Origin of the sequence: Janibacter sp. UYMM211 (assembly GCF_040547045.1) — a bacterium.
GTDB classification, from domain to species: Bacteria; Actinomycetota; Actinomycetes; order Actinomycetales; family Dermatophilaceae; genus Marihabitans; species Marihabitans melonis.
This window is the reverse complement of record NZ_JBEPOY010000006.1, coordinates 163,794-184,306: the sequence shown is the minus strand read 5'-3', so window position 1 is coordinate 184,306 and position 20,513 is coordinate 163,794. Positions and strand designations below refer to the sequence as shown.

Below are 20,513 nucleotides of genomic sequence, written 5' to 3'. Positions count from 1 at the left end.
GCCTGGGGCTCGGGGCCGCGGGGGGGCGGGGGGGGCGGGGGGCCCTGGCCCCCGCCCCCCCCCCCGCCCCGCGCCCCCCCCGGGGGGGGGGCGGGGCCCCCCCCCCCCCCCCGGCGGGGGGGCACCCCCTCGACCGGTCGGCGCGGGCATGATGTCCCCCGACATGACCCCTCCTGAGCCCCCGCGCGCACCCGCCCTCGAGCACGACCCCGCCACCGTCCAGCGACGGGTCCTGCGCGTCGTCGTCCTCGCGCAGGTGCTCGGCGGGGCCGGGCTCGCCGCGGGCGTGACCGTCGGCGCGCTGCTCGCCGAGCAGATGCTCGGCAGCGCCGGTCTCGCCGGGCTGCCGACCGCGCTCTTCACCCTCGGCTCGGCTCTCACCGCCTACCTCGTCGGCCGGGTGAGCCAGCGTCGCGGGCGCCGGGCGGGTCTCGGGGCGGGCTTCGTCGCCGGTGGCGTGGGCGCCGCCGGGGTCGTCGTCGCCGCGGCGCTCGACGCCGTGCCGCTGCTCCTCGTGGCCCTCTTCGTCTACGGGGCCGGCACGGCGACCAACCTCCAGGCCCGGTACGCCGGCACCGACCTCGCCGGGCCGCACGAGCGGGGCAAGGCCATCAGCGTCGCCCTCGTCTCGACGACGCTCGGCGCGGTGGCCGGGCCCAACCTCGTCTCCCCGCTCGGCGACCTCGCCGAGGGCCTCGGGCTGCCGGCGCTCGCGGGCCCCTTCCTCCTCGCGTGCGTCGCCTACGTCGCCGCCGGGGTCGCCGTGCTCGTCCTGCTGCGCCCGGACCCCCTGCTGCTCGCCCGCCAGCTCGAGAGCCGTGCCGCCACCGATGCCACGGCTGCCGACGCCGGCGCGGTCGCCGCACCGGTCGTCCGCGGCGCCGTCGTCGGCGGGGCGATCATGGTGCTCACGCAGCTGGCGATGGTCGCCGTCATGACGATGACCCCGGTCCACATGCGCGCGCACGACCACGACCTCTCCGCGGTCGGTCTCGTCATCGGGCTGCACATCGCCGCGATGTACCTGCCCTCACCCGTCACCGGGATGCTCGTCGACCGGCTCGGCCGGGTGCCCGTCGCGACCGGCGCAGCCGTGGTCCTCCTCGCCGCCGGGGTGACCGCGGCCGTCGCACCGGCCGACTCGCTCCCCGTCCTCGTCCTGGCTCTCGTCCTGCTCGGCCTCGGGTGGAACCTCGGCCTCGTCTCGGGCACCGCCCTCGTCGTCGACTCGACGACACCGGCGCAGCGCTCGCGCGTGCAGGGCAACCTCGACGTCCTCGTCGCCCTGTCGGGGGCGTCGGCCGGCGTCATGTCCGGTGTGGTCGTCGCGACGACGAGCTACCCCGCGCTCGGCCTCGGGTCCGGCCTGCTCGCCGTGTGCCTCGTGCCCGTCCTGCTCTGGTGGCGCCTCGAGCGACCCCGGACGCAGTCGAGGTGATCCACGCCGACCTCGTCGGCGCGGATCACCTCGACCCGGGCGAAGGGGGAGCCCCACCCGTCAGCGCAGGGTGAGGGACACCCCTTCGTCATCGGTGTCGACGACCACCGTCTGCCCGTCGCGGATGTCTCCGCCGAGCAGGCCGGTCGCCAGCCGGTCGCCGATCTCCTTCTGCACGAGGCGGCGCAGTGGCCGGGCGCCGTACGCCGGGTCGTAGCCCTTCTCCGCCAGCCAGGCCCGCGCGTCGTCGGTGACGTCGAGGTCGATGCGACGGTCGGCGAGGCGGGTCGCCAGCTCGCGCACCTGCAGCTCGACGATGTGACCGAGCTCGTCGCGGCTCAGCGGGTCGAAGATGACGACCTCGTCGAGCCGGTTGAGGAACTCGGGCTTGAAGGCCGTCCGCACCGCACCCATGACCGCCTCGCGCGCCGTCGCCGGGTCGACGAGCGGGTCGACGAGGTACTGGCTGCCGAGGTTGCTCGTGAGCACGAGGATGACGTTGCGGAAGTCCACCGTGCGGCCCTGGCCGTCGGTGAGCCGCCCGTCGTCGAGCACCTGGAGCAGGATGTCGAAGGTCTCCGGGTGCGCCTTCTCGACCTCGTCGAGCAGGACGACGCTGTACGGCCGACGACGCACCGCCTCGGTGAGTTGACCGCCCTCCTCGTACCCGACGTACCCGGGGGGCGCGCCGATGAGACGGGCCACCGAGTGCCGCTCGGCGTACTCCGACATGTCGATGCGCACCATCGCGCGCTCGTCGTCGAAGAGGAAGTCGGCGAGCGACTTCGCGAGCTCGGTCTTGCCGACACCCGTGGGCCCGAGGAAGAGGAAGGACCCGGTCGGCCGGTCGGGGTCGGCGATGCCGGCCCGGCTGCGGCGCACGGCGTCGCTCACGGCCTGGACCGCGCTGGTCTGCCCGATGAGGCGCGAGCCGATGATCGACTCCATCGACAGCAGCTTCTCGCTCTCGCCCTGGAGCAGGCGACCGGCGGGGATGCCCGTCCACGCCGAGATGACCTCGGCGATGTCGTCGGCGCCGACCCGCTCCTTGACCATGAGGTCCTCGTCGCCGCTGCGGGCGCTCTCGGCCGCGTCGGCCCGGGCGAGCTCGGCCTCGAGAGCCGGGATCTCGCCGTAGAGGACCCGCGAGGCCCCCTCGTAGTCGCCGTCGCGCTGCATCCGCTCGGCGGAGGTGCGCAGGTCGTCGAGGCGGGCGCGCAGCTCGCCGACCTGGTTCAGGCCCGACTTCTCCTGCTCCCAGCGGGCGGTGAGGGCGGCGAGCTCCTCACGACGCTCGGCGAGCTCGGTCTCGAGCCGGTCGAGACGCTCACGGCTCGCGTCGTCGGTCTCGCGGGCGAGGTGGAGCTTCTCCATCTCCATCCGCGCGACGGCGCGCTGCAGCTCGTCGATCTCGACGGGGCTCGAGTCGATCTCCATGCGCAGCCGCGAGGCGGCCTCGTCGACGAGGTCGATCGCCTTGTCGGGGAGCTGGCGGCCGCTGATGTAGCGGTCCGAGAGGGCGGCCGCGGCGACGAGCGCCGAGTCCTCGATCTCGACCTTGTGGTGCGCCTCGTAGCGCTCCTTGAGACCGCGCAAGATCGCGACGGTGTCGGGGACGCTCGGCTCGCCGACGTAGACCTGCTGGAAGCGGCGCTCGAGGGCAGGGTCCTTCTCGACGTGCTGGCGGAACTCGTCGAGCGTCGTCGCACCGACGAGCCGCAGCTCACCGCGCGCGAGCATCGGCTTGAGCATGTTGCCCGCGTCCATCGCACCCTCGCCGGTCGCGCCGGCGCCGACGACGGTGTGCAGCTCGTCGATGAAGGTGATGATCTCGCCGTCGCTGGCCCTGATCTCCTCGAGGACGGACTTCAGCCGCTCCTCGAACTCGCCGCGGTACTTCGCACCGGCGACCATCGCCCCGAGGTCGAGGCTGACGAGCCGCTTGTCGCGCAGGCTCTCGGGCACGTCGCCGTCGACGACGCGCTGCGCCAGGCCCTCGACGACGGCGGTCTTGCCGACGCCGGGCTCGCCGATGAGGACGGGGTTGTTCTTCGTGCGGCGCGAGAGCACCTGGACGACGCGGCGGATCTCGGAGTCCCGGCCGATGACCGGGTCGAGCTTGCCGTCACGCGCCATCTGGGTGAGGTCGGTGCCGTACTCGGCGAGGGCGTCACCGCCCTCGGCCGGGGTCTCCGAGGTCACCTTGCGACCCGCGCGCAGCTCGTCGACCTTCGCCTCGAGGTCGGCGGCGCCGCGCTTCTCGACGGCGGCGAGGTGACCGGTCTCGGCGAGCGCGAGCAGCAGGAGGTCGAAGGCGAGGAAGGTGTCCCCCTTCGCCCGCATGAGGGTGTCGCCCTGCTGGAGGACGGCCATCGCCTCACGGCCGAAGGTGGGTGCCTGGGTCGTCGACCCGGCGACCGACGGCAGGGCGGCGACCGCCCGGTCGGCCATGGCGAGCACATGGCTCGCCCCGGTGCCGGCGGCCTGCAGCAGCGCGTCGGCCTGCGCGGTGTCGACGCGCAGCAGCGCGCTGGTGATGTGGGCCGGGGTGATCTCGGCGTGCCCCTCGGTCTGGGCGGACCGCTGGGCGAGGGCGAGGGCCTCGGCGACCTTGGTCGTCGGCTTGAGCTCCATGTGACTCCTTGTCTTCACGAGCAGGGAAGATGATCTGCCAGGTGCAACGCCGGCGAAGTTGAGTCTATTTCGCTCAACTTCGTCGGCGTCACCGTCCGGGGCGTACGGTCTACCTGCACATCGTTCGCAGGACGAACCCCGACCCGAGGAGCCGTCGTGCCCCAGCCCGCCCCGCCCACGGCCGGGCCGGCGATCCCTTCGCCCGCCCGCAGCACGACGCTCCTCGCGCAGGACGACCTCGGCGTCGCGGGCCGCCGTCGCCGCACGACGGCCTGGCTGCTCGGCCTCGGCGCAGGCCTGCTCGCCACCCTCGTCCTCGCCGTCGGCATCGGCGCGGTCACGGTGCCCGCCGGCACCACCCTGCGCGTCGTCGGCCACCACGCTCTCGGCCTCGGCGAGCGGACGTGGAGCCTGTCGCGAGACGCGATCATCTGGGACGTCCGCCTCCCCCGCGTCGTCCTCGGCGCCGCGGTCGGCGCCGGCCTCGCGGTGTGCGGCGTCGCGCTCCAGGCGATGGTGCGCAACGTCCTCGCCGACCCCTACCTGCTCGGCGTGAGCTCGGGAGCCTCGAGCGGGGCGGCCGCCGCCATCCTCTTCGGCGTCGGCGCGGGCCTGGGCCAGCACGCCCTCCCGGTGAGCGCCTTCGCCGGGGCGCTCGCCGCCTCCCTCCTCGTGCTCGTCGTCGCCCGCTCCGGCGGGCGCGTCACCTCGATCCGGCTGCTGCTCGCCGGCGTCGCGGTCGGGTACGCCCTCTACGCCCTGACGAGCTTCCTCATCTTCGCCGCCGACTCCGCCGAGGGGTCGCGCTCGGTGCTCTTCTGGCTCCTCGGGTCGCTCGGCCTCGCGTCGTGGACCGCCCCGCTCGCCGTCGTGTGCGTCGTCGCCCTCGGCACCGTCCTCGTGCTCACCCACGCCGGGCGCCGGCTCGACGTCCTCGCCATCGGCGACGAGACCGCGCAGACCCTCGGGCTCACGCCCGACCGGCTGCGCGTGCGCCTGCTCGTACTCGTCTCGCTGTGCATCGGCGTCGTCGTCTCGGCCGCCGGGAGCATCGGCTTCGTCGGCCTCGTCGTCCCGCACCTCGCCCGGCGGGCAGTCGGCTCGTCGCACCGCGCCGTCGTCCCCGTCGCCGCGCTCATGGGCGCGATCCTGCTCGTCTGGGCCGATGTCGTCGCGCGCACCCTGCTCCAGCCGCAGGAGATCCCGATCGGCATCCTCACCAGCCTCGTCGGCGCGCCCTTCCTGCTCGTCCTCATCCGCCGCATGCACGTCTCGTCCACCTGATCCCGGAAGGCCCTCGATGCCCCTTCGCCCCCTGCGCGCCGCGTCCCTCGCCGCCGCCGTCGCCCTGCTCGCCTCGTGCGGCACAGACGAGCCGTCGGGCACCGCCGCGACGGCGCCCGACGACGGGCACTACCCGCTGACGACGACGAGCTGCGGCGAGGATGTGACGATCGAGGCCGAGCCCACCGACGTCGTGCTGCTCAAGAGCGCGTGGGTGCCCTACCTCGACACCCTCGGCGTCCTCGACCACGTGACGGCGAAGGCCGGCGCCTACCCCCAGGGCTACTACGACGACGAGACGAACGCCGCGGTCGAGGGCATCGACTCGCTCACCGACCGGATGGACTCGAGCGGCCACCTGCTCATCTCCAAGGAGGCTGTCGTCGCCCGTGAGCCCGACCTCGTCCTCGGTCAGGTCGAGAACCTCGACCGCGCCTCGCTCGCCGAGCTCGGCATCCCCCTGCTCGAGGTCGGGGGCCTGTGCCCGACCGGGGGCCCCGACCCCTCCTTCGAGGCGATCGGCACCGAGCTCGAGGAGCTCGGGCGGGTCTTCCACCGCGAGGACGAGGCGGCGAAGGCTGCCCGCGACCTCGAGGAGCGCGTCGAGACGATCACCGCCTCCGTGCCCTCGGACGAGGACCGCACGGCCGCCGTGCTCTACCCGACGGTCGGCGGCGGCACCACCTACGCCTACGGCAGCCGCTCGATGGCCGACCCGCAGCTCGAGGCGGCCGGGCTGACCAACGTCTACGCGGACGTCGACGAGCGGGTCTTCGAGGTGACCACCGAGAGCCTGCTCGAGGAGGACCCGGACGTCGTCGTCCTGCTCTACTCCGACGGCGACCCTGCGAAGGTCGAGGACGCCCTCACGGCGCTGCCGGGCGCCGAGCGCCTCACGGCCGTGCGCGACGACGCCGTCATCACCCAGCTCTTCAACTTCACCGAGCCGGCCAGCCCGCTCGCCGTCGACGGGCTCGAGCGGATGGTCGAGGAGCTGGCGACGGGGGACGCCCGGTGATCGAGGCGCGCGGGCTGAGCTTCGCCTACGGCGCGAGCACGGTCCTCGACGACGTCGACCTCACCGTGCGGCCCGGCCGGGTCCTCGGACTCATCGGGCCCAACGGCTCGGGCAAGACGACGCTGCTGCGCTGCCTCCACGGCGGCCTGCGCCCGCGGGCCGGCTCGGTGGCGGTCGACGGCACCCCGGTGAGCGCGATGTCGCCGGCCCAGCTCGCCCGCGAGATCTCCGTCGTCGTGCAGGAGGCCGGCGGCGAGAGCACGCTGAGCGTCGCCGAGCTCGTCCTGCTCGGGCGCACCGCTCACCTCGGCGGCTTCGTGCGGGCCCGGCCGCAGGACGAGGCCGCCGCCCGGGCCGCCCTCGTGCGGGTCGGCGCGCTGCACCTCGCCCGCCGCGACATCTCCGAGCTCTCCGGCGGCGAGCGCCAGCGGGTCCTCGTCGCTCGCGGCCTGGCCCAGCAGGCCGGCCATCTCCTCCTCGACGAGCCGACCAACCACCTCGACATCCGCTACCAGCACGAGGTGCTCACCCTGCTGCGCGGGCTCGAGCAGACCGTCGTCGTCGTGCTCCACGACCTCAACCTCGCCGCGGCCTACTGCGACGACCTCGTCCTGCTCGACCGCGGCCGGGTCGCCGGGCGCGGCACGACCTCCGAGGTCCTCGACCCCGACCTGCTGCGCCAGGTCTACGAGATCGACGTCGACCGGCTCGACCGGGACGGCCGCGTCCACCTGCTCTTCACCCCCCTGGCCCGCCACGAGGAGATCTCCGCATGAGCATCCAGCCCCGCATCGACGACTACTGGACCCACCGGGCCCCCGCCTACGACTCCGGCCAGCGCCGCCCCGAGCGCTGGGACGACGACGCGGCGATGTGGTCGTCCATCTGGTCGCGGGCGCTGCCGAGCACCCCCTCGAGAGTGCTCGACCTCGGCACCGGCACCGGGCACGCCGCGCTGCTCGTCGCCGGGCTCGGCCACGACGTCACCGGCGTCGACAGCTCGCCGGGAATGCTCGAGATCGCGCAGGAGCACGCCGACCGCGCCCGGGCGGACGGCCGCCCCGCACCCACCTTCGCCCTCGGCGACGCCGTGGATCCCCCCTTCGCCGACGGCTCGCTCGACGCCGTCATCTGCCGCTACGTCACGTGGACCCTGCGCGAGCCGGTGGCCGCGCTCTCGCGGTGGCGCGGGCTGCTGCGGCCGGGAGGGGTGCTCGCCGTCGTCGACAGCACGTGGTTCACCGACGGCCTCGAGGGCTCGCCGCCCGAGTTCGTCGACGCGTACGGACCGGTGCTCGCCGACCTGCCGCTGGCCCTCGCGTCGAGCATCGAGCCGACGGTGGCGGCGATCCGCGAGGCCGGGTTCACCGATGTCTTCGTGCGCGACCTCACCGAGGTCCTCGAGGCCGACGAGCGCCACGGTGCGGCGCCCGGCCATCGCCCGCGGATGCAGCACCTCGTGACCGCGCGCACCTGCCCCTTCTAGGTGAGCGCTTGCTCAGCTAGGGTCCAGACATGCACCGACGCCTGAGTCCTGAGGACGCCGCCCACCAGCAGCGGATGCGCGAGTACTTCACCACGGAGTTCCCCCAGGAGCTGCGCGGTCTGCTCGCCCGATCCGACGACTTCGACCCCGCGGACCTGCGCCGCAGCCAGGCCGCGCTGGCCGATGCCGGGCTCGCCGCCCCGGGCTGGCCGAGCGAGTGGGGCGGCCAGGACTGGACGAGCCTGCAGAAGTTCATCTGGGACAGCGAGCTGCAGCGCGCCTCCGTCGCGCCGCCGCTGGCCTTCAACACCTCGATGGTCGGCCCGGTCATCGCGACCTTCGGCTCGCAGGAGCAGAAGGAGCGCTTCCTGCCCAAGACCGCGAGCTGCGAGATCTGGTGGTGCCAGGGCTTCTCCGAGCCCGACGCCGGCTCCGACCTCGCCTCGCTGCGCACGACCGCTGTGCGCGAGGGCGACGAGTACATCGTCAACGGGCAGAAGATCTGGACCACGCTCGGCCAGCACGCCGACTGGATCTTCGCGCTGGTGCGCACCGACCCGACCGCGAAGAAGCAGCAGGGCATCTCCTTCCTGCTCATCGACATGCAGACCCCGGGCATCACCGTGCGCCCGATCCGTCTGCTCGACGGCGGTGTCGAGGTCAACGAGGTCTTCTTCGAGGACGTCCGTGTGCCCGCCGACCAGCTCGTCGGCGAGGAGAACAAGGGCTGGGACTACGCGAAGTTCCTCCTCGGCAACGAGCGCGTCGGCGTGGCGAACGTCGGGCTCATCAAGCGCTGGCTCTCCGAGGTCAAGGAGCACGCCGCGCAGGTCCGCGAGGGCGAGGGCAGCCTGCTCGACGACCCCGCGATCGCCGCCCGCTTCGCCGAGCTCGAGGCCGAGCTCATGGCCCTCGAGCTCACCGTCGTGCGCGTCAGCGGCGGCAGCAAGGACGGCCGGCCCGACCCGGCCTCGTCGATCCTCAAGCTGCGCGGCTCGGAGCTGCAGCAGGAGGTCCTCGAGCTGGCGATCGACGTCGCCGGCCCGATGGCCCACGTCTGGGACGACGACGAGCTGCCCGACTGGGCGACCGGCTCGGTCCCGGAGTACCTCAACTTCCGCAAGGCGACCATCTACGGCGGCTCGAGCGAGGTCCAGCGGGGCATCATCGCGGCCACGATCCTGAAGCTGAAGGGCTGACACATGGACTTCACGACGACCGACGAGCAGCGCGCCCTTGCCGACGCGACCCGGGGCGTGCTCTCGCGCCACGGCTCTCCCGCCGCCGAGTCCGGCTCCTCCGCCCAGCCCCCCGCCCATGACAGCGCGCTGTGGCAGGCGCTCGTCGAGCTCGGCATCCCGGCCATGCCGTGGTCCGAGGAGGACGGTGGCGTCGGTGCCGGGATCACCGATCTCGCGGCGGCCGCGACCGAGCTCGGCCGGGGCCGCATCCAGGCCCCGCTGGCCGAGACCGTCCTCGCCGGCACCCTCGTCGCCCGCCTCGCGCCGGCCGAGCTGCGCCAGCAGGTCCTCGGCGCGGTGAGCGAGGGCGAGGCCCTGCTCGTGCCGGCGCTCGACGAGCCGATGCGCACCTTCGACCCGACACCGCACGACGTGCGGGCCGAGGAGGGCGTCGACGGCTGGCAGGTCACCGGCGTCAAGGCGCCGGTGCGCTACGCCCCGGCCGCCACCCACGTCGTCCTCACCGCCCGCACCGCGAGCGGCACCGGCGTCTTCCTCCTCACCGACCCGGGCGCCACCGCCGAGCGGCTCGACCTCGACGGCGCGTCGGTCACCCTCCTCGCCGAGGGCGAGGCCGCCGAGGAGGCGCTGCGCGACGCGCTCGCCGTCGCCGGCGCGCTGCTGTGCGCCGAGGCGCTGGGCGCGATGGAGGAGGCGCTGCGGATGACGACCGACTACCTGCGCACGCGCAAGCAGTTCGGCGTCCCGCTCGCCGCCTTCCAGGCGCTCACCCACCGCGCCGCGGACATGTACGCCCAGCTCGAGCTGGCGCGCAGCGCGACCCTCTTCGCCGCGATGTCGGCGGAGGAGTCGCCGGTCGACGTCGACGCGGTCCTGCGGGCCCGGGTCGTCGTCGACAAGGCCGCCCGGCTCATCGGCCAGGAGGCCATCCAGCTGCACGGCGGCATCGGCGTCACCGCGGAGTACCCGGTGGGCCACCTCAGCGCGCGGCTGACGATGATCTCGCGCACGTGGGGCAGCACCCGCAGCCACCTCGCGACCCTGGGCAGCCGGGTCGCCGAGCACCGCTCGGTCGACGTCCTCGGCTAGACCCGCGCTACCACGCAGTACTGGTCGCGATCGCGACCAGTACTGCGTGGTAGCCCGCAGCGGACGTGCGAAGGGGGACGAGGCCAGGCTTCGTCCCCCTCCGTCGTCCCCGGAGGGTGGGGCCCTTTCAGCCGGTGACGAGGGTGATCTGCCGCGCGACGCAGGCCGGTCGCTCGACACCCTCGATCTCGACGACGTAGCGGGTGACGACCTGGGTCCCCTTCGGCAGGTCGTTGACCTCCTCGAAGGTCGCGGTCCCCCGGATCCGCGAGCCGACCCGCACGGGGTTGGTGAAGCGCACGCCCTCCAGGCCGTAGTTGAGCCGGGCGCTGCCGAGCTCGAGCGCGAAGAGCTCGGCACCGAAGGAGGGCAGCAGCGACAGGGTGAGGAAGCCGTGCGCGATCGTGCCGCCGAAGGGGCCGGCCGCGGCGCGCTCGACGTCGACGTGGATCCACTGGTGGTCGCCGGTGGCGTTGGCGAAGAGGTCGACCCGCTCCTGGGTGATCTCGACCCACTCGGTGCTGCCGAGCTCGTGCCCGACGAGCGCCCGCAGGTCCTCGATGGTGGCGATGGTGCGCGGGGTGCTCATGCGTCTGCCCTCTCGAAGATCGCGGCCAGGCCCTGTCCGCCGCCGATGCACATCGTGGCCAGGCCGTACCGGCCGTCGCGGCGGTGCAGCTCGCGGGCCAGCGCGCCGGTCATCCGGCCGCCGGTGGCCCCGACGGGGTGACCCAGGGAGATGCCCGAGCCGTGGACGTTGGTGCGCTCGTGGTCGGCCTCGGTGAAGCCCCACTCGCGCATCACCGCCAGGGCCTGCGCGGCGAAGGCCTCGTTGAGCTCGATGACGTCGATGTCGGCCAGGGACAGACCGGCGACGTCCAGCGCCTTCGCCGTCGCCGGGACCGGGCCGATGCCCATCGTCTTCGGTGGTGTGCCCGCCACGGCCCACGACCGCAGGCTCATCAGCGGGGCCAGGCCCTGCGCGGCCGCGGTCGCACGGTCAGCGATCACGACGAAGGCGGCCGCGTCGTTCTGCCCCGAGGCGTTGCCCGCGGTCACGGTCGCCTCGGGATCACCCGCGCCCAGGATCGGGCGCAGCCGCGCCAGGGACTCCATCGAGGTCTCGGGGCGGATGTGCTCGTCGACCTCGACGACGAGGTCCTCGCCCCGGCGCTGCGGCACGCGCACCGGCACGATCTCCTGCGCGAGCAGCCCCTCGCGCTGCGCCGCCGCGGCGCGCTGGTGGGACTGCACCGCCAGCGCGTCCTGCTCCTCGCGGCTGATGGAGTACTCGCGGCGCACGTTCTCCGCCGTCTCGATCATCCCGCCCGGCACCGGGTAGTTCACCCCGCCCGCGGTCTCGCGGCCGCGGCTCATCATGTCGTGCACGCGCACGCCGGTCCCCTTCGCGCCCCAGCGCATGTCCATGGAGTAGAAGGGCGCGTTGCTCATCGACTCCACCCCACCGGCCACGACGCAGTCGTTGGCGCCGGTCAGGACCTGCATCACGCCCTGGATGATCGCCTGCAGACCCGAGCCGCAGCGCCGGTCGAGCTGCATGCCGGTCGTCGTGACCGGCAGACCGGCATCCAGCGCGACGACCCGGCCGATGGCCGGGGCCTCGCCGTTGGCGTAGCAGTGGCCGAGGATCACGTCCTCGACCACGGCCGGGTCGATGCCCGTGCGCTCGATCAGACCGGTCATCAGCTGGGTGCCGATCTGGGCGGGCAGCAACGGCCGCATCGAGCCGCCGAACGCACCGACCGCGGTGCGGTACGGGGCGCAGACGACGACGTCCTGGGGGTCACGCATGAGAGATCTCCCGAGCTGGTGGGACGGTCCGGCTGACGAAGGGGGCGGTGACGCTCATCGGGTCGACGCCCCGCGGATCATCTGCTTGGCGATGATCGTGCGCTGGATCTCGCTCGTGCCCTCGTAGAGGCGGAAGAGACGGGCGTCGCGGTAGAAGCGCGACACCTTCGAGTCCTGCATGTAGCCCATGCCCCCGTGGACCTGGACCGCCCGGTCGGCGACCCGGTCGACCATCTCGCTGCAGTAGAGCTTCGCCGCGGACGGGCCGAGGCGCCGGTCGCTGCCGTCGTCGTAGGCGCGGGCCGCCTCGATGACGAGCGCCCGGCCGGCCATCGCCTCGGTGCGGCAGTCCGCGAGCATCCCCTGCACGAGCTGGAAGTCGGCGATGCGGGTGCCCCCCTGGGTCTGGTCGAGGGAGTGCCGGAGGGCCTCGTCGGTGAGCCGCTCGGCGAGACCGACGCAGGTCGCGCCGATGTGGAGGCGGCCCTTCGCCAGCGAGCGCATCGCGGCGACGAAGCCCTCGCCCTGGACCCCGACGAGGCACTCGGCCCCGACCCGCACCCCCTCGAGGGAGACCTCGGCGGTGTGCGCGCCGCGCTGGCCCATCTTCGCGTCCTTCGGGCCGACCGTCACGCCCTCGAGCGAGGTGTCGACGACGAAGACCGAGATCCCCTTCGTGCCCTCGGAGACGTCGCCGGTGCGGGCGAAGACCATGAGGAGATCGGCCTGCGGCGCGTTGGTGATGTACCGCTTCTGCCCGGTGATGACGTAGTCGTCACCGTCGCGCACCGCCTTCGTGCGCAGCCCGGAGGGGTCCGAGCCGGCGTCGGGCTCGGTGAGCGCGAAGGACGCGACGAGCTCACCCGCCGCCAGGCCCGGCAGGTAAGTCTGCTTCTGCTCGTCGGTGCCGAAGTTGACGAGCACCTGACCGGCGATGCCGTTGTTCGTGCCGAACATCGAGCGGAAGGCAGGGGTCGTGCGCCCGACGACCATCGCCAGGCGCACCTCTTCGCTCATCGTCAGCCCCAGCCCGCCGTACTCCTCGGGCAGGGCGTACCCGAAGAGACCCATGTCGGCCGCGGCGCGGCGGACACGCTCCGGGATCGCGTCGGTGCTCTCGATCTCGTCCTCGGCGGGCACGACCACCTCCTCCACGAGCGCTGCCACGGTCGCCAGGACCTCGTCGAACTCGGTGCTCTCCACGTCGATCGGACTCCTTCGTCGGTGGCGCCAGACTGCCCACGAGGATTATGTCGATCAAGGGCATAGTGGGTATGACACTGATATTCCAGGAGCAACAGTCGGTCCCGCCGATGCCGCTCGGAGGAGCACCATGGACCTGCACCACGTCACCGCCTTCCTCGCGGTCGCGGAGGAGCTGCACTTCGGGCGAGCGGCCGCGAGGCTGCACATGGCGCAGCCGCCGCTGAGCCGCACCATCCAGCAGCTGGAGCGTCAGCTCGGGGCTCCCCTCTTCGAGCGGACGACCCGCTCGGTGCGGCTGACAGCGCAGGGCGCGGCGCTCGTCGACCCGGCCCGCGAGATCGTGCGCTCCTTCGCGACGGCCGAGCGCACCGTCGCACATGCCGGTCGCGGCGAGATCGGCGAGGTCCGGGTCGGCTTCGCCGGCCCGTCCTCGCATCGCCCGATCAGCCACCTGGCCCGCCGTGTCCGACGTGACCTGCCCGGGGTCGAGCTGACCCTCACGAGCACCACGTACGGCAGCGGCGCGATCGAGCGGATCCAGGAGGGCTCGCTCGACCTCGCGATCGTCATGTACCCGAGCGTCCCCGTCGGTCTCGACTCTCGCGTCGTCGCGGTCAACCGCCTCGTCGTCGCCCTGCCCGAGGACCACCCCCTCGCCGGCCGCGACACCGTGACAATGGCCGACCTCGCCGACGAGTCGTGGGTCATGCTCCAGCCCACCAGTGGGTCGAGCCTGCGCGAGCTCACGCTGCGCGCGGCCCAGGAGGCGGGCTTCTTGCCCAGGATCGCCCAGCACGCGCCCGACTCGTGGACGATCTTCGCGCTCGTCGCGGCGGGGGTCGGCGTCACGCTCACCGTCGACACCGCCTTCGGCGGCAGTCCCGGCCCGGACGGTCTCGTCGTCATCGCGCTGGACGGCAGCGCGGAGCAGGTGCACGCCCGCCTCGTGTGGCGCGCGGACGACGCCAGCCCGGTGCTGCGTCGGGTGCTCGCGCTCGGCGAGGACGCCCTGCCGACACCACCGGGGGCCGGGGGCTGAGCCGGTCGCAGACGCGCGAAGGGGGACGAGGCCGCACCTCGTCCCCCTTCGCCGGTCCCGACCCAGGTCGTCAGCAGGTGGCGGTGATGTCCGCCAGCTCGTCGGTGGGCTCGGTCGTCGAGCTGCCGCTCGGCGTCGCGCTGGGGCTCGCGCTCGAGGTGGGCTTCTTCGTCGCGCTGCGACGCGGCGGGTCGATCGCGTCACGCACCTTCGTGTGGATGACGCCGTAGTCCGGGTTGGTCACGTCGATGACCTTGTTCGTCAGGGGCAGCGACTTGATCGAGCCGCCGTCCTGGATCCGCTCGACGAGGACCGCCCAGGCCGACAGGTCGTCCTGGGGGATGTCGACCGCGACGTTCTTCTTGAGCACCGCGGCGAGCTCGGGGTAGCGCCGCAGCATGCTCACGGGGTTCACCTGGTTGATGAGCGCGCCCACCATGCAGCGCTGCCGCCGCATCCGGCTGAAGTCGCCGTCCCGGCTGTCGGCGCGCGAGCGCGAGTACCACAGCGCCCGGTAGCCGTCGAGCCGCTGGACGCCGGGCTCGATGTAGCCGGTCGTGCCGACGACGACGCCGCCCTCGACCTTGCACCCGATGCAGACCCGCTCCTTGACGTCGATCTGCACCCCGCCCATGGCGTCGACGAGCTCGGTGAAGCCCTTGAGGTCGATGATCGTCGTGTAGTCGATGTCGAGCCCGAGGATCTGGCTCACCGCGTCCTTGGTGACGGTCAGACCGGGGCTGGGGTCACCGGGGAAGAGCGCCGCGTTGTCCTCGCCGAGCGTCCACACGTACTCGAAGAGGCACTGGTCGCCACAGCTGTAGCCGTCCGGGTACTGCGCGCGCAGCGGGCTGTCGGGCGAGAGCGGGATGTTCTGCAGGTTGCGCGGGATGCCGAAGAGCACGGTCTTGCCGGTCGTCGTGTCGATGCTCGCGACCATCGTCGAGTCGGGACGCACGCCGGTCCGGTCGGGCCCGGCGTCGGAGCCGACGAGCAGGATGTTGACCCGGTCGGTGCCCTCCCACGGGTCCTCCGCGTCGACCGGTGCGGCCGCGCCCTCGGGCCGGATCGAGGAGAAGACCTCGCCGATGACCGAGCGCTGGATGAGCGCGTAGCGCGCGGCCTGGGCCGCGGGGGCGATGACGAGCAGGGCGGCGAAGGACGCGAAGAGCAGCATCGCGACGCGGGGCCGGCCCGACACCTCTGCGGGCATGTTGTCGCGGGCGGTGGCGACGATGCCGAAGAGCCAGACGAGCGCGCCGACGACGAGCACGGGGATGAGCACGGCGAGCGCCCGGCGGCTCACCCCGACCTCGAGGACCGAGGTCGTCACCCCCTTCGACAGCAGGTAGGCGACACCCGCGACGAGCGCGACGACGAAGGCGGCGACCATGACCTGCCCGGTGCGCCGACGACTGGGGATGAGCCCGAGCCCGGGCACGACGGTGCTCGCGGCGGTGAGCACGTAGAAGCGGCGGCTCAGCCGTGACCGCGCGCGCTCGGAGAGCATCGGGGTCGCAGGCTTGTCGCGCCGGTGTCGGCCGATCTCGCTCATACGGGCAGTCCTGGGGTCGTTCGGGAGCTGGCTGCCGGGCACGGTCAGCCGCCTGATCCTGGCACACCGGGCTGGAGGTCGGCTGGATGCGAAGGGAGATGCGCACCGCGCCGTGCCGGGTCCCGCACGTCGTGCGGCCGGGCGAGGGTCAGGCCGGCCCGCCCGCGCGGTCGTCGTACCAGCCGTCATGCTCCTCGGCGAGAGCGCTGAAGCGCTCCTTCAGCCCCTGGCCGACGGCGCTCGCCTCGTCGGTGACGGTCTCGACGCGCACGTAGATGGCCCACTCGTGGTCCTCGCCGTCGTCCTCCCCCGCGAGCGCCTCGCGCACGACCCGGACCTCGCCGAGCCCCTCCTCGCGCAGGTCGTCGGCGACGCGCTCGGCGTCGTCGCGGTCGGGCAGGACGATGAGGTGCTCGCTCATGACCGCCATGCTCGCACCCTCGACAGGGTGTGGACATGACCGGCGCGCCTGGGCACGCTCGTCAGATGAGCGATCAGAAGATCACCGTCCAGCGCACCGTCGACGCGTCCGCGAAGGACCTCTTCGAGGTGCTCACCAACCCCAAGCGCCACACCGAGCTCGACGGCTCCGGCTTCGTGCGCTCGGACGAGAGGTCCAACCGCATCCAGGGCGTCGGCGACGTCTTCACGATGAACATGGAGGGCGACCACATGGGCGGCGAGTACCAGACCGACAACCACGTGACCGCCTACGCCGAGAACACGATGGTCGGCTGGCAGACCGCCCCCGCCGGCACCGACCCCAAGGGCTGGGAGTGGCTCTGGGAGCTTGACGCGCAGGGCCCCGACAGCACGCTCGTCAGCCTCACCTACGACTGGAGCAAGGTCACCGACAAGGAGCTGCTGCAGCAGGTGAGCTTCCCGCTCGTCAGCAAGGGCCAGCTCGAGGACAGCCTCGGCAACCTCGCGGCGGCCGTCTCCTCCTGACCTCCCCCTGACCCGCCACCCCCCACCTCGGCCGGGGCGCCCCTACCGGGCGTCCCGGCCGAAGCGTGCGAGGACCCGCACCGGGCGCGGCTCGTCGGCGCCAACCTCGAGCGGGCCCGAGCAGATGCCGTCGCCGTAGAGGCGCTCGCCCCAGCCGTCGGCCGCGGCGTCGAGCACGTCCAGCTCGGCGTCCGGGATCGAGGTGTCGCCCCCGGTGGCGCGGGCGACGTCCCACCGGTGGACGACCATGTCGAAGCCGTAGAAGTCGTCGAGGACCTGGCCGACGGTCGAGACGCCGAAGGGGGTCTCGTACGGCGCCTCGCCCACCCGCGGGTCGGCGAGGGCGCGGGCCACCGCCTCGGAGTGCGTCCGCCAGGCGAGTGCCGGGCCCTGCGCGACGACCGGCGCCGGGTCGGGCAGGCTCGCGCCGTTCGTCAGCAAGAAGGTGCGCTGCGTGTCGACGAGGTGCTGGAGCACGTCGGCCGCGCTCCACCCCTCGCATGGGGAGGGCGCGTCCCACGCGTCGTCGGGCACGGCGTCGACGACCCGCACGAGCGGGGTGTTGCGGCGGTCGTAGCGAGAGGCGGGGTCCTGGGGCATCGGCATGGCCCCACCCTGGCAGCGACCACCGACGACGACCACCCCTTCGCTCCCCCCTCGCTCCCCCTTCGCTCCCTCTTCGGGCGGTCACCCGTCGAGAGGTGAACGCACGACGGCCGCCCGGCGACCCCCGATGACGGCTCGGACAACCCTTCGTCGCCACCCCGCGCGTGGCTTGCGACCCGGCCGCCCGGGCGGGTGGCATGGGGCGCGAGATGACTGGCCTGCTCGTCGCCGTGGGCGACTCCTTCACCGAGGGCATCGGCGACCCCCACCTGCACTACCCGAACTCCGTGCGCGGCTGGGCCGACCGGCTGGCCCGCCAGCTGGGCCGCGCCGACCCGACGTGGCGCTACGCGAACCTCGCGATCCGCAGCAAGTTCCTCGACCAGGTGGTCGCCGACCAGCTCGACGCGGCGCTCGCCCTCGGGCCCACCCACGTCACCTTCTACGCCGGGGGCAACGACCTGCTCTCGCTGCGGGCCGACCTCACCTCGCTGCTGGGGCGCTACGAGGCGGCCCTGGACCGGCTCGTCGGCTCCGGTGCGCAGGTCGTCCTCTTCACCGCGTACGACGTGCGCACGACCCGGCTGCTCGACCCGCTCGTGCGCCGGGTCCACCTCTTCAACGACGGGGTGCGCGAGCTCGCCGACCGGCACGGGACGCTGCTCGTCGACCACGCCCGCGTCCGCGACTTCGACCACCCGGCGCTGTGGGCGCCGGACCGGATCCACATGTCCCGGCAGGGCCACAAGCGGATGGCGGCGCTCGTCGCCGAGACGATGGGCGTGCCCCACACGTTGAAGATCGGCGACCTCGTCCCGCACGAGCCCCGCGGCTGGCGGCACGTGGCCCGCCAGGAGGCGGCCTTCGTGCGCCAGGAGGTCGTGCCGCTCGTGCGGCGGCGACTGCGCCGCGAGTACGAGGGCGACCGCATCGCCGCGCGGTGGCCCGAGCCGATCCGCCCCGCGGAGGGGATGAAGAGGCTCGCCGCGGCGCGGGCGCTCGAGGCAGCCACCCTGGACAGCGCGGGCGCCCGAGGCCGGTGAGAGGCGGCCCGGCTCCTATCGTCGAAGGATGAGCGAGCAGCCCACCCGCGCGGACCGCACCCGTCAGGTCGTCGTCGTCGTCAGCCACCTCGTCGGCGTCCTCGGTGTGCTCACCGGGGTCGGTGTCATCGGCACCGAGGTCTCGGAGTCGAGCAGCGGTGCGCTGTCCGCCGACGCCACCCTCCTCGCGCCCGCGGGCACCGCCTTCTCGATCTGGTCGCTGATCTACGCGCTGCTCACGGCGTACGCGATCTACCAGCTCTTCCCGAGCACGGCGACCGACCCCCGGCACCGGCGCACGGGCTACCTCGCGGCCGCGTCGATGCTCCTCAACGCGGCGTGGATCTTCGTCACCCAGTGGGGCCTGCTGTGGCTGAGCGTCGTCGTCATCGTCGCTCTGCTCCTCGTGCTCGGCATGCTCGTCGCGCGGCTGCACGACCGGCCCGCGGTCGGTGCCGCGGAGGCGCTGCTCGTCGACGGCACCTTCGGGCTCTACCTCGGCTGGGTGTGCGTCGCGACCTGCGCCAACGTCGCCGCGGCGCTCGTGGGCTACGGCGTCGAGACGAGCCAGGGCGTCGGCGAGGTCGTCGCGGTCGCCGTCATCGTCGTCGTCGTCGGGGTGGCCGCCGTGCTCGCCCGGCGGGTCGGACCTCGCCTCGGCATCACCGCCGCCATCACCTGGGGCCTGGCGTGGATCGCGGCCGGGCGGCTCGGCGACGAGCCGAGCTCGCAGGTCGTCGGTCTCGCCGCCGTCGTGGCGGCCCTCGCGGTCGTCGGCGTCTACGTCGCAGCCCGCGGGCGCGTCGCTCAGTCCTCGGCGGTGTCGGGGTAGAAGACGTCCTCCACCCGACAGCCGAAGGTCCGGGCCACCCGGAAGGCCAGCGGCAGGCTCGGGTCGAAGCGCCCGCGCTCGATGGAGATCACCGTCTGACGCGAGACGCCGAGCTCCTCGGCCAGGCGCGCCTGCGACCAGCCGCGCTCGGCGCGCCGGGCCGCGAGGTCGTTGTCCATCCGATGCCCCCTCAGGCGCCGCGGCGCGAGACGACCGCGTAGCGCACAGCGGAGTCGGCGAGGGCGAGCACCACGAGGAGGGTGAGGACGCCGGTCGCGGAGATGCCGACGTCGAGCACGGAGAGCAGGGTGAGCGTGACGCCCGAGGCGATGACGACGTCGAGGAAGGCGCCGGCCCCGGCCTGCTCGGCCCAGCGCCGCTCGACGCTGTCCTCGGCGTGCGCGTCCTGGGGCACCGTGTGGTCGCTGACGAAGAGCAGCCAGCCGAGGGCGAGGGCCGGGCCGAGCGCGGCGGCCCCGAAGACCCCTGCGGCGAGCCAGAAGTCCTCGCCCCGCACGAGGCCGGCCCCGATGCCCGCGGCGGCGGTGATGCCCGCGGCGAGCAGCCCGGCGCGGAGGTAGGCCGAGGTCGGCGCGGTGGTGGTCGTGCGGGTCATGGCGGTCCCCCTTCGCCCGCGGCCGGTCCCTCCGGTGCGGTGTCAAGCAGACTTTACAGAGGGGAGACCAGTCGTTGTCAAGTGTCCTTGACACGCCTCGCCGAAACCCGCTCCTGGTCCGTGAGCCCCGCTCGTCGCGGTCCCGCGAGGAGCGGGTGTCACGGACGACGAGCGGGGCTCGGCGCAGAAGGGGTGGGCGAAGGGGGGCAGAAGGGGTTGGTGAAGGGGGGTGGGCGAAGGGGTGGGGCGGGGGCGCGTCAGCGGCGCGGGTCCCACAGGACGAGCGCCTGCGAGGCCGTGCGCGGTCGGGGTCGCTGGCCGTGGCGCAGCGCGACGATGTCACCGCTGGAGCCCACGGCGAAGAAGCGGGAGCCCTGGCCCAGCGCGACGCGGGCCGACTCGAGCTCCTCGGTGAGCTCGCCGACGCGGGCGCGCAGCGCGTCGACCTGGTGCTCGAGCTCGAAGATGCGCTGGATCGCGCTCAGCGAGACGCCCTCGTCCTGCGAGAGCCGCTGGACCTCGCGCAGACGCGCGACGTCGGCCGCCGAGTACCGGCGACCGCCGCCGCGCGTGCGCGAGGGGGTGACGAGACCGATGCGGTCGTACTGCCGCAGGGTCTGGGCGTGCATGCCCGCGAGCTCGGCCGCGACCGAGATGACGAAGACCGGGGTCTCGTCATCGGGGCTGAAGGCGGAGCGGGCCACG

At 73.4% G+C, this 20,513-nt stretch carries 21 protein-coding genes; 11 read left to right on the top strand and 10 right to left on the bottom strand.

What is annotated here, in order from left to right:
* The first annotated feature begins 163 nt into the window (after positions 1 to 163).
* The gene (locus ABIB53_RS15450; protein ID WP_354588817.1) at positions 164 to 1,438 is read left to right on the top strand and encodes an MFS transporter; all 1,275 of its coding nucleotides are present in this window, start codon (positions 164 to 166) and stop codon (positions 1,436 to 1,438) included.
* Positions 1,439 to 1,498: 60 nt separating this feature from the next.
* Here ABIB53_RS15450 and clpB read toward each other — a convergent pair whose 3' ends face one another.
* On the bottom strand, positions 1,499 to 4,072 hold the full coding sequence (gene clpB / locus ABIB53_RS15445; protein WP_354588816.1) for an ATP-dependent chaperone ClpB: 2,574 nt from the start codon (positions 4,070 to 4,072) through the stop codon (positions 1,499 to 1,501).
* Between the two features lie 156 nt (positions 4,073 to 4,228).
* On the opposite strand from clpB, the gene ABIB53_RS15440 reads away from it, so the two are divergent.
* Genes ABIB53_RS15440 through ABIB53_RS15415 form a run of 6 tightly spaced genes read left to right on the top strand, consistent with a single transcriptional unit; the run spans position 4,229 to position 10,151 of the window.
* A complete protein-coding gene (locus ABIB53_RS15440; protein ID WP_354588815.1) occupies positions 4,229 to 5,356 on the top strand; it encodes a FecCD family ABC transporter permease in 1,128 nt (375 codons plus the stop codon).
* Positions 5,357 to 5,372: 16 nt separating this feature from the next.
* Positions 5,373 to 6,374 (top strand): ABC transporter substrate-binding protein, encoded by a 1,002-nt coding sequence (locus ABIB53_RS15435; protein ID WP_354588814.1) that lies wholly within the window; start codon positions 5,373 to 5,375, stop codon positions 6,372 to 6,374.
* Entirely contained in the window at positions 6,371 to 7,150 is a 780-nt protein-coding gene (locus ABIB53_RS15430) for an ABC transporter ATP-binding protein (RefSeq protein WP_354588813.1), read from the top strand. The genes ABIB53_RS15435 and ABIB53_RS15430 overlap by 4 nt, the downstream gene beginning before the upstream one ends.
* Complete coding sequence (locus tag ABIB53_RS15425; RefSeq protein ID WP_354588812.1) at positions 7,147 to 7,860, top strand: class I SAM-dependent methyltransferase; 714 nt, start codon at positions 7,147 to 7,149, stop codon at positions 7,858 to 7,860. The genes ABIB53_RS15430 and ABIB53_RS15425 overlap by 4 nt, the downstream gene beginning before the upstream one ends.
* 29 nt (positions 7,861 to 7,889) lie before the next feature.
* A complete protein-coding gene (locus ABIB53_RS15420; protein WP_354588811.1) occupies positions 7,890 to 9,059 on the top strand; it encodes an acyl-CoA dehydrogenase family protein in 1,170 nt (389 codons plus the stop codon).
* 3 nt (positions 9,060 to 9,062) lie between these two features.
* Positions 9,063 to 10,151 (top strand): acyl-CoA dehydrogenase family protein, encoded by a 1,089-nt coding sequence (locus ABIB53_RS15415; RefSeq protein WP_354588810.1) that lies wholly within the window; start codon positions 9,063 to 9,065, stop codon positions 10,149 to 10,151.
* A 127-nt stretch (positions 10,152 to 10,278) separates the two neighbouring features.
* On the opposite strand, the gene ABIB53_RS15410 is transcribed toward ABIB53_RS15415, so the two are convergent.
* From ABIB53_RS15410 to ABIB53_RS15400, 3 genes are read right to left on the bottom strand one after another with little or no spacing between them, the layout of a single operon-like run.
* Positions 10,279 to 10,740, bottom strand: coding sequence for a MaoC family dehydratase (locus ABIB53_RS15410; RefSeq protein WP_354588809.1), 462 nt, complete (start codon positions 10,738 to 10,740; stop codon positions 10,279 to 10,281).
* Positions 10,737 to 11,963 carry an acetyl-CoA C-acetyltransferase gene (locus tag ABIB53_RS15405; RefSeq protein WP_354588808.1) on the bottom strand — a complete coding sequence of 409 codons (1,227 nt, stop codon included), beginning with the start codon at positions 11,961 to 11,963 and terminating at the stop codon, positions 10,737 to 10,739. Before ABIB53_RS15405 ends, ABIB53_RS15410 begins: the two co-directional genes overlap by 4 nt.
* Before the next feature lie 54 nt (positions 11,964 to 12,017).
* Positions 12,018 to 13,166 (bottom strand): acyl-CoA dehydrogenase family protein, encoded by a 1,149-nt coding sequence (locus ABIB53_RS15400; protein WP_354588807.1) that lies wholly within the window; start codon positions 13,164 to 13,166, stop codon positions 12,018 to 12,020.
* Positions 13,167 to 13,296: 130 nt separating this feature from the next.
* Between ABIB53_RS15400 and ABIB53_RS15395 the strand changes: the two genes are divergently transcribed.
* A complete protein-coding gene (locus ABIB53_RS15395) occupies positions 13,297 to 14,208 on the top strand; it encodes a LysR substrate-binding domain-containing protein (RefSeq protein ID WP_354588806.1) in 912 nt (303 codons plus the stop codon).
* A 70-nt stretch (positions 14,209 to 14,278) separates the two neighbouring features.
* Here the strand turns inward: ABIB53_RS15395 and ABIB53_RS15390 are convergent, their stop codons facing one another.
* Both ABIB53_RS15390 and ABIB53_RS15385 read right to left on the bottom strand, forming a co-directional pair.
* Entirely contained in the window at positions 14,279 to 15,763 is a 1,485-nt protein-coding gene (locus ABIB53_RS15390) for an LCP family protein (RefSeq protein ID WP_201464979.1), read from the bottom strand.
* A gap of 148 nt (positions 15,764 to 15,911) precedes the next feature.
* A complete protein-coding gene (locus tag ABIB53_RS15385) occupies positions 15,912 to 16,184 on the bottom strand; it encodes a ribonuclease E inhibitor RraB (protein ID WP_191563489.1) in 273 nt (90 codons plus the stop codon).
* Between the two features lie 65 nt (positions 16,185 to 16,249).
* Between ABIB53_RS15385 and ABIB53_RS15380 the strand changes: the two genes are divergently transcribed.
* Entirely contained in the window at positions 16,250 to 16,711 is a 462-nt protein-coding gene (locus ABIB53_RS15380; protein ID WP_068271877.1) for an SRPBCC family protein, read from the top strand.
* A 42-nt stretch (positions 16,712 to 16,753) separates the two neighbouring features.
* On the opposite strand, the gene ABIB53_RS15375 is transcribed toward ABIB53_RS15380, so the two are convergent.
* Complete coding sequence (locus tag ABIB53_RS15375; RefSeq protein WP_236571906.1) at positions 16,754 to 17,317, bottom strand: TIGR03086 family metal-binding protein; 564 nt, start codon at positions 17,315 to 17,317, stop codon at positions 16,754 to 16,756.
* A gap of 209 nt (positions 17,318 to 17,526) precedes the next feature.
* Here ABIB53_RS15375 and ABIB53_RS15370 point away from each other — a divergent pair, with 209 nt between their 5' ends.
* Positions 17,527 to 18,360, top strand: coding sequence for an SGNH/GDSL hydrolase family protein (locus ABIB53_RS15370; RefSeq protein WP_354588805.1), 834 nt, complete (start codon positions 17,527 to 17,529; stop codon positions 18,358 to 18,360).
* A gap of 28 nt (positions 18,361 to 18,388) precedes the next feature.
* Entirely contained in the window at positions 18,389 to 19,192 is an 804-nt protein-coding gene (locus ABIB53_RS15365; RefSeq protein ID WP_354588804.1) for a TspO-related membrane protein, read from the top strand.
* Here ABIB53_RS15365 and ABIB53_RS15360 read toward each other — a convergent pair.
* The 3 genes from ABIB53_RS15360 to ABIB53_RS15350 all read right to left on the bottom strand — a co-directional run bounded on the left by ABIB53_RS15360 (position 19,168) and on the right by ABIB53_RS15350 (position 20,512).
* On the bottom strand, positions 19,168 to 19,371 hold the full coding sequence (locus tag ABIB53_RS15360) for a helix-turn-helix transcriptional regulator (RefSeq protein WP_191564049.1): 204 nt from the start codon (positions 19,369 to 19,371) through the stop codon (positions 19,168 to 19,170). The two genes, ABIB53_RS15365 and ABIB53_RS15360, sit on opposite strands and share 25 nt — an antisense overlap.
* 11 nt (positions 19,372 to 19,382) lie before the next feature.
* Positions 19,383 to 19,808, bottom strand: a complete 426-nt coding sequence (locus ABIB53_RS15355; RefSeq protein ID WP_123092486.1) for a hypothetical protein — start codon at positions 19,806 to 19,808, stop codon at positions 19,383 to 19,385.
* Between the two features lie 257 nt (positions 19,809 to 20,065).
* Complete coding sequence (locus ABIB53_RS15350) at positions 20,066 to 20,512, bottom strand: heat shock protein transcriptional repressor HspR (RefSeq protein ID WP_068271861.1); 447 nt, start codon at positions 20,510 to 20,512, stop codon at positions 20,066 to 20,068.
* Position 20,513: the final 1 nt, after the last annotated feature.